A 16321-nucleotide genomic window follows, 5' to 3' on the forward strand; every position below is an offset into this window, starting at 1 on the left:
CATGAAAAAAGCGCTCTTTGTTACAGCGTTTCTTGTGACACACGCGGCTCATGCCCAATTCGTGCCTCCCGGCGGCCTCTCCTCTGGAACGACCATCGGTGGCAGCAATGGCCAGCCGATGTTCAACTCCCAAAACCGCATAGTGGCGCCGCTCTCCAACCCGACGATCTACGCCGGACAAGTCGCTACCGCGACGATCGCCAGCGCGGGCGCGTATGCTCCGACCGATCTGCCGGTCACGCTGACGTTCACGCAGAACAACTCCGGCCCCGTCACGACGGCTGACGTCTCGTCCTACACCGCCGTATCGGCGCGCGTGGTCGCGGCGGGCAACGCATGCCCGACGTCGAGCGTCTATACGATCGCCAGCACCGGCACCAAAATCATCGTCAGCGATGGCGACGGCCTGTCCGGGTCAGTCATCACTGTATCTGTCGGCGGATCGGCAAGCGCGTCCAGCGTCCCGGCAAACCCGGTCACGGTCACAAGCTCGACCACGGGCTGCACACCGCCTCAGTTCAACCTCTCATGGGGCGTTGGCGCGATCAGCCTGACCCGGCAGGGCTGGGGCTACACGACGGCTCCAACCGGCACTGGCAGCGCGTCCACGGCGACGGACGCTGCTCTTGCATCGATCTCGACCACGATCGGGACCGGCCTGGTCAACCTTGGGCAGTCCATCGCGCAGGGGTCTGACGCCGCCGCAGCCGCGCAAAGCACGGCCAACAGCGCAACCACCGCTGCGGCCGCCGCCCAGACCACGGCGAGCGCCGCGATCCCGCTGGCGCAAAAGGGCGTGGCGTCCGGCGTTGCGGGTCTTGATACCAGCGGCAACGTGACGGCTCCGGTCAGCACGACGGGGCAGATCCACGCGGGCAGCGATACCGCCACGACCTACAACGCAGGCAAGATAAGCATCGCGGCTGCCCAGCGCGTGTCTGTCGGTGACAATCTCGGATATGGCATCCTCGACAACCGCTCCGTCCTGTTCGGCGGACGTCGCTACGGCGGGTCGTCTCCGACGTTCGTCTATGCGTCTCCCTACGGCGGGTCCGGACTAGGCGCGACATTCGGCGTGGGGCTCACCAAGTCTGGTATCGGCGGTGCACAACCGGCTCTCGCCCCATCTGGAACGGATGGATCGGGCGGAATCTCCGGATATCCTGAAATGGACGCGGCTGCGACATGGTTTTTTGCAGACTCGTCATACCCGTGGGTCTCGGTCGGTGGAGACATAACATCCGGCGATGGCACTGTAAGGACGGTCACATACGACAGCACGCACGCCTATTTCAGCCCGTCTTTGGCTGCGCAAGACGTCGCCCTGTTGCGTGTTGGTATGCACGTCATGACAAACTCGGTCGGGTCGACGCGCACCAACACAACGGACTATTGGCAGCCAAATAACGACTACGCGGGCGAGATCACGGCGATTGCGTCAGACGGATCGTCCATCACGGTCGGCGGGTGGCGCGTTCTCGGCGCCGGGGATACCGACGCGGCGCAGGTTCCGGGGACGACTTACGACACGACCATGTGGCCGACATACACTCATGCGGACCTGTTCATGGGCGTCTACACCCACGCGATCGCGAACAATTCGATGTGCTTTCTTGAGGCCAGATCGATCAAGACATCCGGTGACGCCAATTCGCCTGAAGTCGGACTGTATCCCGAGCCGGTTACGGATTGCGAGATCGCCGAGATGGACCTCCATCAAGGGCTTCCGGATTATATGGGGCGCGCTAAAGGTATTTTGGTGACGATGAACGGCCCTAATAAACCGTCGCTCGATAGCTATGACTTTATGGCCGGTGGCAGCACCCCTAATGGATTCGTCGCGTGGAACGGCACCAAGGCTAACAATTTCATATCGGACGGGTTCTACGCCCACGGAAACAACGGCGTAAATTCGGGGCTCAGCACAGACGGGACGGTCGTTGTGGGCACGGCAGGCGATACCCACGAGCTTGCTGAGTTCATCGGCGCAAGCGCTGTGCAGCCGGACGGGTCAGGTTCTGGCGACAAGATTTCGCTCGTCGCCTACGAAAGCCTTATCGCCGCGTCCACGAACATGGGCGCGAACGCCGCAAGCAATGTTGCCCTCCACTGGTCCGAGCTGGTTGGCGGCACGACGACGCTGGTCTCGACATTGACCGGCGGAGACAAGGTGACGACCAGCACGGCCATGGGGGACGTCGTGTTTAACGCGGACGGCGCGGGCGGACTCGGGTTATTCGGCGGATCGTCTGGCGCGGGCCTGCACGTCAATTCGTCTGGTGCGGTCACTGCGGATGGCGATGTGCATATGACAAGTGGCAAGGCGCTGTTTTTTCCGAATGCCACAAGCACTTCCGCCGTTTACCTGACTGCGGACTCCAGTGGTAATTTTAACATCGGGACGCAGCAGAGTGGCGGCGGCGGCCTTAATGTGGCTGGAGCAACTACCGTCGCAGGGCCATTTTCTGCGGCGGGTGCGTCTACATTGACGGGCGGCGTCGTAGGAAATCTCAAACTCTCAACAGCAGGCGCACAACTATCTCTTATGCCGTCCAGCGGCACTATTGCTCCGTTCGCCTATGCCACAGACAAGGCAGATATCGCGTTTTCGAACTCCGAAGGTGACGGTATCGTCCTGAATCCATATGGCGTTAACGCGACGACCGCGACGCTTGGGACTGCGGTCCTTACATTAGGGACTCCTGCATCCTCATCTGCCGCATGTACGGCTGGGCAATTCGAAGATGACGCGAATTATCACTACGTATGCGTCGCGGCGAACACATGGAAGCGCGTCGCCTTAAGTTCGTTCTGACACAGCCGCCCCCTAATCGGGCGGCCTTTTAATGGAGCCAGCAATGGACCCTTCGCCAAACCTCGACGTGGGAATGCCAAAGCGCACCGATAAATATTCGTGAAGAAAATTTAATGTAATCGATCGTTTTCGATCGTGAAGACAATGAAAATCGCTGTGCACGACAGTTTGCGGCTCGGCTGTTCGGACCACTTGATAATTTCGCGAGCCAAGAAATGGTGGAGGTGACTGGAAATGCAAATATCTAAAAATTCCATCAAATATATTTTAGCATTTTTTCCATTTACTCTGATTTTCTACGGAGCCTCTTCTGCCGCGAGAGCAGACGATTCGCCGGTGCTACAATCTCAAATTAATCAACCCAATGGCGTCGCGGGCCTCGACGCCAGCGGTAATGTGACAGCGCCGATCAGCACGTCCAACATCGCGGCGTCGGGAAATCTGGGGGCTGGGACCGCTCCGAGCGGGCGACACTATATCGCGCAGGGGCTCTCGGCATCAGTGGACGGCGCGCTCCTCCCGTCCACGTTTCTAATCGGGGGCATCGGCGAATACGACGCAGCCCCGACCAAGATGACGTCACCCCTTATCGGCCACGGAGACTACGGCGGTTGCGTCCTCAACGTTCAGGATGCGCTCTTTGAACAGTTTGCGCGTTGCGGCGCGGGTCTCGATGAGGCCGTCGTGGGCATGTTCAAGACCGTCAATAACTCACCGCTGTTTGAGGCTGGCGCTGACATCACCAGCAAACCAAGCGACACGGTTTACACGGTTGTTCTGAATGGAGCGTCTGTCACGATCACGCCCGCGATCTCTGCCGCTGATCAGAATCGCATCTACCCGCACACGCGCATCTACACCAACGTCCGAAACGGGATGCTCAACACAGCGGCGGACGGATCAACCAACACCCCTGCGATTTGGTATGGCTACGTCAGTACGATAACGTCCACGAGCACGGCGACGACTATCAACGTAACCATCGACCCGGATAGCAGCACGGGCGGATGGATGCTGGATACAGGCACGACGACAACAACAGCGCCCGGTTCAAACTCCGGTGACGTCACCGACACCTATATGAGTTCTTACACGCACCCTGCGGTATTCATCGGAGCGTCGGGAAAGCGCTTCGTGTTCAATACGATGATCCAGCTTGATCCTACGGTCAAAGATAGCGTCACCCGCGCTGGCGAGGGCGAGGAGTCAGATCTGCAGTTACTCGACCCGACAGGGTACCATGCGAATGACAAGTTCTTCACGGTTCACGGTAAAACCATCGTGGTCACGGGCAAGGATTTGGCCGCTGACGATTCATACCTGATGCGGCTGGCGGGCAGTAGCCTGATGCCAGAGGGTCTTGACGTCGATGGGATCGAGCATGGTGGTCAGGTCATCCACACCGATGCAGGGTATCAGTATTACTCGCTGGGCGATCTTAATTCCGCATCCGCTGGAAGTGCTCTACTGATATCCCAACTCGGCGCCATCAACTACAATGGAACATTCGCGTCTCTGCTGATGTATGGCTGGAAGAACTCCAACACAACAAGCGGCTGGGGTGATAATGCGGAATTTCACCTTGGCATGCAGGAATGCCAGAACGCTGCAGTTATGAGCGGCACCTCTATCGGAGCTTCTGGATGCACGTCGGGCGGACAGATTGTTTTGAACCCATCGGGCTATCACTACGGGATCGGTCTCGGCGCTGGTATAGGCGGGACCGTTAACTACGGACTCTACGTCGACAGTAACGGGGCCTCCTACATACCGAACAGCCTGACGTTCCAACGTTCAGGCACGGCGCAGGGCGCATTTACGACCGATGCATACGGAAACCTGCTCTTTAATGGGGCGAACTTCATTCTCGAGGACGCTACGAAGGAGTTCCAGGTGTACGGCGCGACGGACCTGAAAGGCGCGACGACCGCTGCCGCAATTACAGCAACATCTCTGACGAGCACCGGCGCGATACAAGGACAGACTATCACATCGACAGGGACATTAACGGCAGCAGCGAATGTGGTGGCGAACGGCACAATAACCAGCCAAGGCTACTACGTCGCGTTGTCGGGAGCGGCGAATGCCTTCCTCCGGCAGCAGACTTTCGCCTATTCCTCCTTCACCGACCCGGATAGCGGTGTGGCTCGCGACGCCAAGTTTGGACAGGATGGTATAGCCGTTTCCGGCGGCACGAAGACGGATACGCTCAACGTCACGACCTCGGCAGTTCTCCCGTTTGGGACGCCTGCGTCGTCATCCGCAACCTGCACAGCAGGTCAGATAGAGACTGACGCCACCTACATCTATTCGTGCGTCGCGACCAATACCTGGCATCGCGTATCGAACGGCGCGACGTGGTGATCGGACACAGCCGCCCCTTAAGGCGGCTTTTTTATTGGAGCCAGCAATGGACCTCTCGACAATCCTCGCGCTGCTCCCGGCGCAGTATGCGGGCGATGCGACGATCATCGTGTCGTTCGTAGTCTCGACATGCGCGCTGATCGCCCGGTTCTGGCCGCGCCCTGCCGCCGGCTCGAAGTGGCTGCCGCTTTACCAGATCGTCAACGCGATCGGCATGAACGGCAAGCACGCGGCGAACGCGGATGATGTTGGGGCGGGGAAGTAGGATGAGCGAAGGTGTGGTGATCGCAGCCGGTTCAGGGGGCTGTGGCGACGGACGGCATGTAATCGCGGGAGGCTGCGGTTCTGCCGGAAGCCATTCCCCCTTGATCAGTTCGCTTTCTGGCGAGGGTCATTCAGTAGTTTCATATATTGTTGGAGAAAGTTGTCAGATTGTTCAGGAGAAAGATGCATAGCGAACCATCCGAAGCCGGGATGCCCGATCTGCATTTCAATGCCGTCTTTCGATTCATTTCTCACGAGGCGCCATTTCATGCCAGTATTGTCGGACAATCCATGGCCGGTCGCGACAATATCTTCCACCATTGAAGGTTTAATGTGTGACCGCATCTGAATGCAGAGTTCAGATATCTCAACAAGATTGTCGGCGGTTAGAGTTGTCTGCTCCCTCCCAAGGGCAAGAGTAATTTTCCCGTCTTTGTCTCTGCTGATTTTTACTTGCTTAGATTTCAATGCCGTCTTCCCGCTTGGAATATATCCAAGAGTGTCACGCGCATCCCGATTCCAGCAAGACCACCGCACGTTGGCGGATAGACACCGCCCACGCCCCACACACAGCCGCCCCAACCCGGGCGGCTTTTTTTATGGAGAAAGCCCATGGCCGATCTGGCCTCGATTACCTCGCTCGAAAACCTGATATCGACCGTTGCGGGCAAGCATGAATCGTCTGCCGTCAAAGCGGACATCGCGCTCGCGGGCAACGCCCTGTCGCTGCTCGTCAACGCGCTCGTGCCGAACCTCGCGCCCGGCGTTGATCTGTCCGGCATCGATGCGGGACTGTCGAAAGCGTTCGACGGGATCACTGCCGTCATCAGTGCCGTCGAGGGCGCCGCCAGCACGGAGACCGTCACCAATGCGTAACCTATCCCGTCGCGCCGCCCTGCGTGGAATCGGTATGATTGCCGCCGGAACCGCGCTCGCCGCCTGCACCGTCACCACGTCGGGCAACGTCACCACGATCACGCTCAACGTCGCCAAGATCACGGCGTATGGTCAGGCGGGCGTGAATGCTGCGGCGACGATCATCAGCCTGGCGTCCGGCATCTCGGCGCTGACGCCTTATCTCGCCGCGATCGAGGCTGCCGAGACCGCGCTTTCGACGGCGCTGACGGCGTTCTCGACTGCGGCCGGCTCGAGCGTGACGATCAGCTACGACGACACCAACTGGAAAACGCGCGTCGATAGCCTTCTGTCGGATATCGAGTCCGTAAGCTCGACGATTGCGGCTGCGATTTCCGGCGCCGGGTCTGCTCTGTCGTCCACCGTCAAGAGTGATGCGACCACAGCGGCGAACGCGCTGGCGACTGTCGTCTCGCTGTTCGAGGCGCTGCTCGGATCCACTTCGGCAGCGCGTCTGGGCATGACCGAGGCGCAGGCGCTCAAGACGCTGGGCGTATCGCGATGATCTGGGGCGCGGCTCTCATTGTCGCGGCTCCGGTGTTCGGCATTTGGCTGTTCGTCTGGGGCTTGTGCCGTGCCCGCGCCCGGTGATCCTCGGCGGGATGGCGGCTGCTGCCGTCGTCCTGTGGCTGCTCTGGCGCTGGTATTGATCCTTGCGGCCTGCACCGATCGCACGGAGCAGGCGCGCACCGAACTGATCGGCATGCCGTATCCGGATCTCGTTGCGTGCGCCGGGCCGCCATCGGTGCGTGTGCAGACGGACGCAGACGATTGGGATGGCGAATGGGGCGGTTCTGTCTCGACGCCATCCGTATCTGGCTCAGTTCCGCTGTTCGCTGATCTGGTCAAGCCGACCGTCTCCGCCAGCGCTGCGATGTCCTGTCGCATGACGGCGCGCGTCCGTGGCGGGCGCGTCTACTCCATCCACTACGTCGGCACGTCGTCGCTGATCTTCGGCGCGCATGCTGCCTGCGCCGCGCTGGTCCGCGACTGCTTGCTGCATCCTGACCATACGACGCTGCCAGCGGATTACGACGCCGGGCGGTATCTTGGGGCAAAATGACGTGACTGCGGGCCGGGCTTGATACCGGCTGCCGCTCAGTCCGGGGCTATCGTAGCTCGTAGGGTGGGCATGACTCTGGCTGCGCAACCAGAAGCTCTGAGATTGAATTCAATGCGTGTCCATCCACGCCGCTCGCAGTCACGCGAGCATTATGGTGTATATGTGCGCTGGGCGCTAATCATATCGCGAATTATATTGAAACCCTTGGGCATTTGTTCATCGACAGTGTTTATTACGTCGCCTTCTCCTGCTCGTAAGTAAGTGTCATGAATTTTTAGCTCGTGCCTATGGTTTGGCCGCGTATTCTTCCTGATAAAGAACCCACTTTCGTTACTTACGAATGTAGAAACCAACGCACCGACAAAATCCTTGTAATGCCTCTCAAGACACAGTGGCTCACTTGTCGTATATTTTTCGTTAATTTCGTTTGGATTCTTTGATTTATCGTAATTCCACCAAATTGACACTCGCGTGTCGCCGTATCCTACGTCGTGCCAATTTCCAACACATCGAACACTGCCCGCGCTGAAGAATAAATATCCAGGCGGCGTTGTCCCGTTTATTGCCAAAACGCCTCGCGAAATAATCTCGTTCAACCCGATGATTAAAACTTTTTGTAGCGGCTCCATAACTGGCGCGATCTCCTTGTGCTTTTGGCACGAAACCATAGATAAATCAGGAACCGAAATGCAAAGAAAGCTGGGCAAACTTGCTCCGCGCCATGACGCGCGCACCTATCGTCTGACGCCAATCCTGAATGGCCGACTGATTCCCATTCCCGCGTCGTGCGACTGGTCCAAGGGGATCAGCTACGATATGAACGGCAACGATCAATATGGAGACTGCGCCGACGCTGCCCGCGCTGCGATGGTGCTGACATGGACAAGTCGAGCCCAAGCGCCGATGCGGCTGACGTTGGCTCAGGTGCTTGCTGATTACGCCGCGACAACGAGGCCGCCGTTCGATCCGAAGACGGGAGCCAACGACAACGGGACGGTGCTGCTCGACCTTCTCAACCATTGGTGCAGAGACGGACTGTCGAGACCGGGACAAACGGCGGACTATCTCACGGCATACGGCGCGCTGACGCCGACCGACCACGATAGCGTCAGGCGAGCGATCTATGCTCTTGGTGGCGTGTATCTGGGCATTCAGGTTCCGAACTACCTCATGACGTTGGCCGGTGACTGGACCTACCAACCGAATGCGGACTGGTCTCTGGCCGGGGGCCATTGCATTGCGGCAGTCGGGTTCGATGACTTCGGCCCCCGCATCTTCACCTGGGGCGGCACGCGGCGCATGGAATGGCGCTTGTGGGACAAGATCGTGGATGAAGCCTACGGGCTGGTCTCGAAAGAGAACTGGACCAACATTCCGGGCCTCTCACCCAACGGCGAGGCGCTCGACGCGCTGGTGGCTGAGATGCGGGCGAGCGCGGCATGAGCGAGTTTCAAGCAGGATTCGCGGCGGGCGCTATATTCGGTCCCGACAGTCGTCCAATACGAGGTGATAGTAGCTGTTATCACCTCTCGATAATGGGCAGATTTCGAGGAACAGAGATCATCTTTTCGCGTTACCTTCGAGAAAAATAATCCCTACAGATCAGGCCTTCTGCGCAATGGAGTGAGCTTGCTCGTCAGCCACAGCATATGCCCGAGCAAGTTTGCTGCGTGATCTAGCGCATGCGCTCAACACGCTCCATCCAGAGGAGACCGGTTACTACCACGTCTGAGTGCGACTTTCTCGGCGATCACTGTGTAGGGTGATCACCTAATCGCACACTAGGGCATCAGCCTGGGGTGGTACGAGCTGATGTGGAGCGCTGTCGCCGATTACGCGCCTTTTCGGCCGCCATCATAATTTTCTGGACCCACCTGCGAGCCTCCATCCATCGATGCGCATTATCGAGATCATCTGCGGCTAGCAAAGCGGCCGCTCTGCTAGCCGCCACCTCCCCTGCCTGATCCCCAAACAAGTGCATCGACTTTGTGGCGATTCGTCGCGGCTCAAATGATTTGGCCATATTGAAAGTGATTTCCTTCGAATTTTGGCGTGTGGATGCCTTAAAAAACTCAAAAAATATCAAAAACAACAGATCTCGATATATATACTTGTAAGTATATTATAAATACTACTTAATTACATAAAATGTTGTTTTAGTGTTTAAAATTCTCCACCCGCCGGGTTAAGCCTAAACGCAACCGCCCCCAACTCGATTGTCGAGGGCAGCCGTGTCTTTCATAACGCAAAATACGTGTGAGTGCTATCAGGCCCGGCGCTGGTCTTTCATAAAGCCCTGCGTATCGAGCGCATAAGGACCTGCGGCGATAATTTGAACTGACAGGAGGGCTGCGTAGGGCCAGTTGCGTTCCCCCAGAGGGAGCAGGGCATCGCCAGTCGTCCAACGTGCAGTTTCAGCCTCTAAGGCGTTCCAACCGTCTAGATCAACTAGAGAGAGATGCTCAACGACAGAGCGAGAGCGCCTTCCTTCATGTAGCATGACCTCACCTACCGCGACGCCGAAATAGCGTCGATCATCAACGTAAGGGCCAATCACATCAGACGGACGAGAGGCGTTGGAAACGATCCTGAGTTCATTCACCCCGTTGGGAATAACGAAGACCGATCGGCCGTCTGTCTCGCTAATCTTCCGGATAATGGCGCCGGACTCTGTAATCAGATGAAGGTCTGTATCGTAGGAAAGGGGACTGCCTTCGTTTACAACCGGGCATCCAAGAGACTCACTGCGATCAAGAATCTCGCGGAACAGCGGCTCAACGAAGGCGCGCGTCACATCAAGCGGAGCAGCGGCGTCATTCCAGGACAGCTTACGGCTACCACCGATCGAAACGACTTTTCCCGTCTGACGGAAGCTGCTCCGATTGCCTGTATCGAGATAGCTCTCCGTAAGAACTCCGTCGGCCATAATAACCGAGTGATCTTCCGTTTCGATATGATAGTAGTCGTACGAAGCGATGGTTTTGTCATAGAAAATTGAACGCCCATTCACCAGCATACGTACCGGGATAAATTTCCCTTCCAGAAGCAGGCAGTGTTCTGCGGTGACAAGCATATCTTTAAAAGGAGCGCCCGCTGATATTGCGTCCTTTAAAATCCGAACCGGATATCCGGCAAGATCGTCAGGCAATGACGAATCAACAATGCAACTCGCCCGCCCTGCCCAGACCACACGCCGTGAACTTGTGGCGTCACCTGCATAGGCGAGAACGTGATCTCCCAGCGCGATATCTTGGACGGCTACATTCCCGCGAGTGGTATTTATCGCAGTGTCACGCAAGTAACATGTGACGGTAGCTGTGTCCCCAGAAAAGCTAAAATCGCTGGCGCTGTAACCGGAAGCGAAAGTAACATTCGCAACAACAGCGCCAGTTTGATCGACGAGCGTATTGCCCTTAACGCTCAGCGATGTTGTTTCCCCATTATCGAATTCTATAACATCTCTAGGAGACAGATTTTCTATATTAATAATTTCGCTGTAATTGGTAACAATTAATGTGTTGCTGGCCGACGAATTCGTTGGAGATGTCCCAAAGATAATAGTTGATGTGACGTAGCCCGTCTTCAAAGTGGCCCCACCGCTAATCGTGACCGCGCCACCGCTGACCGTTCCGCCAACGGTTACATTCTCATCATCGATATTAAGAGACCCTGTTACCTTTACGTCGCCATAGACAGTCAACGACGTCCCGCCAGCCACAGTTACATCGCCAGATGAGGTGATGCTGCTAGCATAGTAGATCGAACTCGGGGAATTTTCGTCGCTTGCCTGAGAAGCAACATTTAAGAGCAGTGAACCATCAGAGCCATCCAGCGTTACCGCCTGATAGTTCATATTAGAGGACCAGTATTCAGTTTTTGCGTAGGTCGTCATAATCGAAAAACTCACGAAAGTTTATGTTTGGAAATCTTTAACTTGCGAGACCGGACCATGCGGCAGGTGAGACGTCGCGTCAACAGCCCCTGCCCATAGAAAATATTTTTTAGAATCAATGCGATGCTTTGATATTTCGACAATCATCTATTATTAGACAAATATCAGTTTCGGATTTTTATCTGGATAGATATATATCTATATTGAACTATATAATATTATATATTTAATTTTTTGTGTAATTTTTGGAATAAAAAAATAAGAACAATACTTTGCTTTTATCTTGAATATATCAGAAATAAATTCATAGAATTTTGCGAATTCTTGGTGATATAACAAGAACAAACAACAGCATTAGTAGTTAAATTTAGAAAATAAATTGTTTCGGTTTGTTTTTATTTGTAGATCTATACAAATATCAACTGGATGCGATTAAAACAAAGCAGAGTTTCGATTATAGCGTTTTGATGTTAAATTATCATTAATGATGCGACAATCTGCCGTTCGATATGGACGCGACTACACGCAGGATATTCTACAGGCCAATAGAACGGGATATGGGGCGGCTTGGAGACAATTCAGAGCGCCTTTCAAATCCACGTCTTGATTACCTCGGGCAGATTGGGTGGGCATTTGAGGTAACTGTTGGCCCTTCGAAGGTGAGCCGTCGGAAACATGAGGTAGACACGAATGTGCTCTCAATGACCCAGCGGCCTCTTTTGTTTCAATGCGGCCTCTGATGTCACGCCAGGAGTATGCGAGACAGCATACCCTATAGTCATAGCCTTTGTTGGCGTGAAATTCTCCAGAGCGGGATCTGTTTCGCCCCGTCTCCGAACACTCGCACCCACTCGTCTGGCGATAGCGATCGGTCAGGAAACTTCCTGCACTACAATCCGCCCTCAGAATCTTGAGCCAGTTTCCAGAAACAGCAGAATGTGGAAACCAAACTGGTGCGAGCGATAAATGGAATAAGTCGTCAAGTCAGAGCAATGTCCGCTTTAAGTCCCGACATCCTTATTATCGGTGTAGCTAACGTCCATGACGGGGCGTGGAGAAGGGAATGCTACCCCGTCTCTACGCCCCCATGATGCGTCAAAACACACAACTGATTTATAATAAAAACCACAATCCTTCTAAGCTGTGGGTCACTGGTTCGAATCCAGTAGGGCGCGCCAATTCAAGCCGAAAAACTCGGCCCAGCTTTCAAAAATTTCAAATACATATGAACAAAATTGACGCTTCTAAATGGCGCAATTTATTCGCGTTGCGAATATTATAAATTCTATAATAATTCGTGAAACTTCTGGCCAATTGTTGCTGCAACATCTAAAAGCGCCATCGTGTTAAAAAAACACAAACATTTCAAAACGCGAAGCGAAATTAGGAAGTTAAAGTGTCGACAGACTCATGGATTGGCGCAGCTACTGGTGGCGCGTGGAGCACTGCTGGCAATTGGAGCGCCGGGAACGTTCCTGACGGGAATTCTCAGGCAGTAATCGGTTCGGCGAGCGGCACTGCAAACGCCACCGTCTCGGTGCCCAACGGCGCTTCCGCTAACACAATAGAAGTCGATTCAGGTTCTTCCGCGACTATAGTCGGGTCGGTCACTGGCTTGCAGAATGTTCACGCTTATGGCGGAACCATTACATTTGGACCCGGATCATTGTCATCCAACGTAAGCCTGTCGGTAACATCGTCAGGTAAAGCGGTTATCGAGAGCACACGTGATACATTTACGAATATTAGCGCCGCGGGAACGGGTAGCACCATTGAGTTGAGCGGTTTATCTAACTATTCCCTGTCAAACGCGAATTTCAACAACGGCGCAGTGCTTGAGCTGGACAATACGACAATGTCCAGCTTCAGCGGAAACTTCAACAATGGAAGCTCTATAGTATTAAATAACAATTCAAGCATTAGTGTAAGCAATCTGTCGGCGACCGTCACTGTCAACGGCGGTTCAACGCTCACATTGACCGGCAATTACAACGGCGGCGCTTCTGTCGTCATGGGGACCGGTTCGGGAAATACGCTTATTCTCTCAGGGAGCGCCGCGAACAATAATCTGAATATTTCCGGCGTGGAGCTGACGGACAAGATCGGCGTCGCTGGCAAGACTGTGACAAGCGCAACGTACACAAACACGAACGGCTCTGGCACAATAACCCTAAACACAAGCGACGGTTCGAGCGTTACTTATTCAGGCATCAAATTTGCGTCTGACGTGCCCACAGGGACCCAGACGGTGAAGGCGGTGAACGGCGAAGCTGTTATCTGCTTTCTCGCAGACAGCATGATCGCGACAGCCAACGGCGAGGTCGCTGTTCAGGATGTTCGGATTGGCGACAGCCTTGTCGCTTTTGACTGGCGTCGCGGCGAGAACGTCATGCGCAACGTAGTCTGGGTTGGAAAGGCTCGCGCTGTGGTCAAGCCGGGCCTGCCGGATGATGAGGCAGGATATCCCGTCCGTATCGCCAAGGACGCGATCGCGGCGGGCGTTCCCCACAAGGACATGTTGATCACGGCGGAGCATTGCCTGTTTTTCGAAGGGAAGTTCGTGCCCGCGCGCATGCTTGTAAACGGGCGTTCGATTTCTTACGATAAATCCTTCACGTCGTACGATTACTACCATATCGAGACGGCGGACCATTCGGTCATCGTGGCTGACGGTGTCTACACCGAAAGTTACCTCGACACTGGAAACCGCGGCTCCTTCGTCCAGCATGGTCAGGTCGTGCAATTCGGCGCCGCCCGGGCCTTGAATTGGGAAGACCATGGCGGAGCGCCTCTTTGCACTGAGCGGAGCTTCGTCGAACCGATTTTCCACAGTCTCAATGCCCGCGCCGCGCAGATGAATCTCGTCGAGCCCGTCACGTCAAAACGTGTTGTGACCACCGATGCGGACGTGCGCCTGCTTACCGGCAATGGCCAGATCATCCGCCCGATCCGTGAAGAGGGAGACCGCGTCGTCTTCATCCTCCCTTCGGGTCTGGAAAGCGTGCAACTCGTGTCCCGTTTCAGTCGGCCGAGCGACATGGTGGGACCGTTTGTCGACGACCGCCGGAAATTTGGCGTACTGGTCGGGAAAATCAGCTTCTTTGAAGGCTCCGTCGAAGCAGAAATGACCGAGCACCTGACGCAGGTGGAACTGAACGGGTGGAACGGTCTGGAATCTTCTGAAGCTCGCTGGACTTCGGGTGAAGGCCTCATCACGCTGCCGGAGCGCAAGGTAAAAGGTCCCGCAATGCTGAGCGTGCAGGTGCTGACCACGGCGCAGTATATTCTGAAAGATCTACAGGGAACGCGAGCCAATCAAGCTGCTTGATTTTCGGGCGCATTCTGATTGGCATGCGCTGTACATATAGTGTTGGCCCGCCCACCTGGCGGGCCAATGATACTGGTCGTCGCTCCGTTAGAGGCGAGCCAGAAGCGCGCTATTTACTCAAGAAAATCGCGAAGCATAGTCACCAGCTTCTCTCGGTCCCCGATTTCACACTCCCATAGGGTCAGGCTGCGCCATCCCTGATCGCGTAACGCCGCGGCATTGCGTCGATCCCGTTCGATATTTCGTGTAATCTTGCTCCGCCAATATTCGGCGTTGGTTTTGGGCGCCCGCGCGCCACGCTTGCAGTCGTGGCCATGCCAAAAACATCCATGCACAAAAATTACTTTCCGGCGTCCCGCGAAGACGATGTCTGGAGAACCGGGCAGGTCCTTGCGGTGTAACCGATATCGATAACCCAACGAGAAAAGCAGTCTTCTGACGGCAAGCTCCGGCGCTGTATTGGCGGACTTCACGGCACGCATGATGCGCGAACGGTTCGCGTCGGGCGTGATCACGCCGCCCGCCTGCCCTCGCCCATGGCGCCGGCAAGGATCGGCTCGAACAAGTGCTCCGCCAGATGTCGTGCGACGGGCGCCGCGACCCCGTCCCCGAGAAGATGGTAAGCCTCGTTATAGACAGAAGGCAGGACATAATTATCTGGCAGCCCCATCAGCCGGGCCGCTTCGCGTGAAGAGATCAGGCGGGAGCGAACATGCTCGCCCTCCACGATCAGAACCGTCTGCCTGCTGGAGCCGCCGGACGGCGTACGCAGACACCCCGCCATATCGTCGAACCTGACTTCCGCACGTTGGACTTTCGCCCCCTGCGCGTCATTGCGCGTACGGCGATAAACGCATCCGACGACCGTCCTGCCTGAGCGTTTGGCGTCCTGCAGCCTGCCCAGATGCAACGGGGACATCAATCGAATCAGCGCCTCCGTTTCAGCAGCCGTGCGCCATCTGACACTCTCAGGCTCCGCCTCGATCAGGTCGCTGAAACCACTTCGCCGCCGGGGCGGTTCAGGCAGCCGCCACCAGATCCAGTCAGTTTTCAACGTATCCGGCAGTTTCGCTACGGCGGAGCGAAGCCCTTCAGTGTGAAATGGCGCCTGCGGGCCGTCCGACAGCAAAGCCGCGGGCGTCGGCATGCCCTTACGGATGCCGATCACGAAAAGTCTGGGTCGCGATTGAGGCAGGAACAGCGCGGCGTCCACGACTACGGCCCCGAAGCGGTATCCGTTTTTGGCGAACATCTGACAGATGGCCTGAAAATCACGTCCCGCATGCGAGGTCAGCGCGCCACAGACATTCTCGACCGCGACAAGTCGCGGAGCGCGCCCCTGTGCGATCAGTCCGGAAATGACGTCCCAGAACGGGTAAAACGTGCCCGACCGCGATCCGCCAAGCCCGGCGCCCGCGCCAGCCAGGGAGAGATCCTGACACGGGAACGACCCCCATGCGAGGTCCGCCATGCCCGGCAGATCGTCGGCGACCAGTTCCGCAACGTCGCCGAGTCTGAATTCTCCCGTGTCGCCCCAGTTTCTGGTGTAGGAAGCGGCCTTTCGAGCGTCGAAATCATTGGCGAACAGGCATGACCAGTTGGCCCCAAGTCCCGCCCGGACCATGCCGCCGCCTGCGAAAAATTCATAAAAACATGGCATTATGAAAATCTCTTCAGACG

General features: G+C 56.1%; 12 protein-coding genes. 8 read left to right on the top strand and 4 right to left on the bottom strand.

Annotation, left to right across the window (positions count from 1 at the left end):
• The first annotated feature begins 1 nt into the window (after nt 1).
• The 3 genes from G442_RS25680 to G442_RS20130 all read left to right on the top strand — a co-directional run bounded on the left by G442_RS25680 (nt 2) and on the right by G442_RS20130 (nt 5444).
• Nucleotides 2-2815, top strand: a complete 2814-nt coding sequence (locus G442_RS25680; RefSeq protein WP_035375984.1) for a hypothetical protein — start codon at nt 2-4, stop codon at nt 2813-2815.
• Between the two features lie 336 nt (nt 2816-3151).
• On the top strand, nt 3152-5179 hold the full coding sequence (locus G442_RS0100165; protein WP_146882044.1) for a hypothetical protein: 2028 nt from the start codon (nt 3152-3154) through the stop codon (nt 5177-5179).
• A gap of 46 nt (nt 5180-5225) precedes the next feature.
• Nucleotides 5226-5444, top strand: a complete 219-nt coding sequence (locus G442_RS20130; protein ID WP_051291754.1) for a hypothetical protein — start codon at nt 5226-5228, stop codon at nt 5442-5444.
• A gap of 104 nt (nt 5445-5548) precedes the next feature.
• Here the strand turns inward: G442_RS20130 and G442_RS24775 are convergent, their stop codons facing one another.
• Nucleotides 5549-5911, bottom strand: coding sequence for a hypothetical protein (locus G442_RS24775; RefSeq protein WP_146882046.1), 363 nt, complete (start codon nt 5909-5911; stop codon nt 5549-5551).
• Between the two features lie 144 nt (nt 5912-6055).
• On the opposite strand from G442_RS24775, the gene G442_RS0100180 reads away from it, so the two are divergent.
• The 4 genes from G442_RS0100180 to G442_RS0100200 all read left to right on the top strand — a co-directional run bounded on the left by G442_RS0100180 (nt 6056) and on the right by G442_RS0100200 (nt 8864).
• On the top strand, nt 6056-6319 hold the full coding sequence (locus G442_RS0100180; RefSeq protein WP_026396349.1) for a hypothetical protein: 264 nt from the start codon (nt 6056-6058) through the stop codon (nt 6317-6319).
• Nucleotides 6312-6863, top strand: a complete 552-nt coding sequence (locus G442_RS0100185) for a hypothetical protein (protein WP_026396350.1) — start codon at nt 6312-6314, stop codon at nt 6861-6863. Before G442_RS0100180 ends, G442_RS0100185 begins: the two co-directional genes overlap by 8 nt.
• 69 nt (nt 6864-6932) lie before the next feature.
• Nucleotides 6933-7421, top strand: coding sequence for a hypothetical protein (locus G442_RS0100195; protein ID WP_146882048.1), 489 nt, complete (start codon nt 6933-6935; stop codon nt 7419-7421).
• 687 nt (nt 7422-8108) lie between these two features.
• On the top strand, nt 8109-8864 hold the full coding sequence (locus G442_RS0100200; RefSeq protein ID WP_026396352.1) for a C1 family peptidase: 756 nt from the start codon (nt 8109-8111) through the stop codon (nt 8862-8864).
• Between the two features lie 823 nt (nt 8865-9687).
• Here the strand turns inward: G442_RS0100200 and G442_RS24195 are convergent.
• Nucleotides 9688-11313, bottom strand: coding sequence for a Hint domain-containing protein (locus G442_RS24195; RefSeq protein WP_084440267.1), 1626 nt, complete (start codon nt 11311-11313; stop codon nt 9688-9690).
• 1855 nt (nt 11314-13168) lie between these two features.
• Here G442_RS24195 and G442_RS20140 point away from each other — a divergent pair.
• Nucleotides 13169-14641 carry a Hint domain-containing protein gene (locus G442_RS20140; RefSeq protein WP_154660329.1) on the top strand — a complete coding sequence of 491 codons (1473 nt, stop codon included), beginning with the start codon at nt 13169-13171 and terminating at the stop codon, nt 14639-14641.
• A gap of 113 nt (nt 14642-14754) precedes the next feature.
• On the opposite strand, the gene G442_RS0100220 is transcribed toward G442_RS20140, so the two are convergent.
• Nucleotides 14755-15156 (bottom strand): very short patch repair endonuclease, encoded by a 402-nt coding sequence (locus tag G442_RS0100220; RefSeq protein WP_026396354.1) that lies wholly within the window; start codon nt 15154-15156, stop codon nt 14755-14757.
• A complete protein-coding gene (locus tag G442_RS0100225) occupies nt 15153-16301 on the bottom strand; it encodes a DNA cytosine methyltransferase (RefSeq protein ID WP_026396355.1) in 1149 nt (382 codons plus the stop codon). Before G442_RS0100225 ends, G442_RS0100220 begins: the two co-directional genes overlap by 4 nt.
• Nucleotides 16302-16321: the final 20 nt, after the last annotated feature.

The sequence above is a fragment of the Acetobacter nitrogenifigens DSM 23921 = NBRC 105050 genome (assembly GCF_000429165.1).
GTDB classification, from domain to species: domain Bacteria; phylum Pseudomonadota; class Alphaproteobacteria; order Acetobacterales; family Acetobacteraceae; genus Acetobacter; species Acetobacter nitrogenifigens.

Coding starts and splice junctions, on each gene's coding strand:
- G442_RS0100185 (WP_026396350.1), top strand. CDS start 6,312: ATGCGTAACCTATCCCGTCGCGCCGCCCTGCGTGGAATCGGTATGATT.
- G442_RS0100180 (WP_026396349.1), top strand. CDS start 6,056: ATGGCCGATCTGGCCTCGATTACCTCGCTCGAAAACCTGATATCGACC.
- G442_RS20140 (WP_154660329.1), top strand. CDS start 13,169: ATGTCCAGCTTCAGCGGAAACTTCAACAATGGAAGCTCTATAGTATTA.
- G442_RS0100225 (WP_026396355.1), bottom strand. CDS start 16,301: ATGCCATGTTTTTATGAATTTTTCGCAGGCGGCGGCATGGTCCGGGCG.
- G442_RS0100200 (WP_026396352.1), top strand. CDS start 8,109: ATGCAAAGAAAGCTGGGCAAACTTGCTCCGCGCCATGACGCGCGCACC.
- G442_RS25680 (WP_035375984.1), top strand. CDS start 2: ATGAAAAAAGCGCTCTTTGTTACAGCGTTTCTTGTGACACACGCGGCT.
- G442_RS20130 (WP_051291754.1), top strand. CDS start 5,226: ATGGACCTCTCGACAATCCTCGCGCTGCTCCCGGCGCAGTATGCGGGC.
- G442_RS24195 (WP_084440267.1), bottom strand. CDS start 11,313: ATGACGACCTACGCAAAAACTGAATACTGGTCCTCTAATATGAACTAT.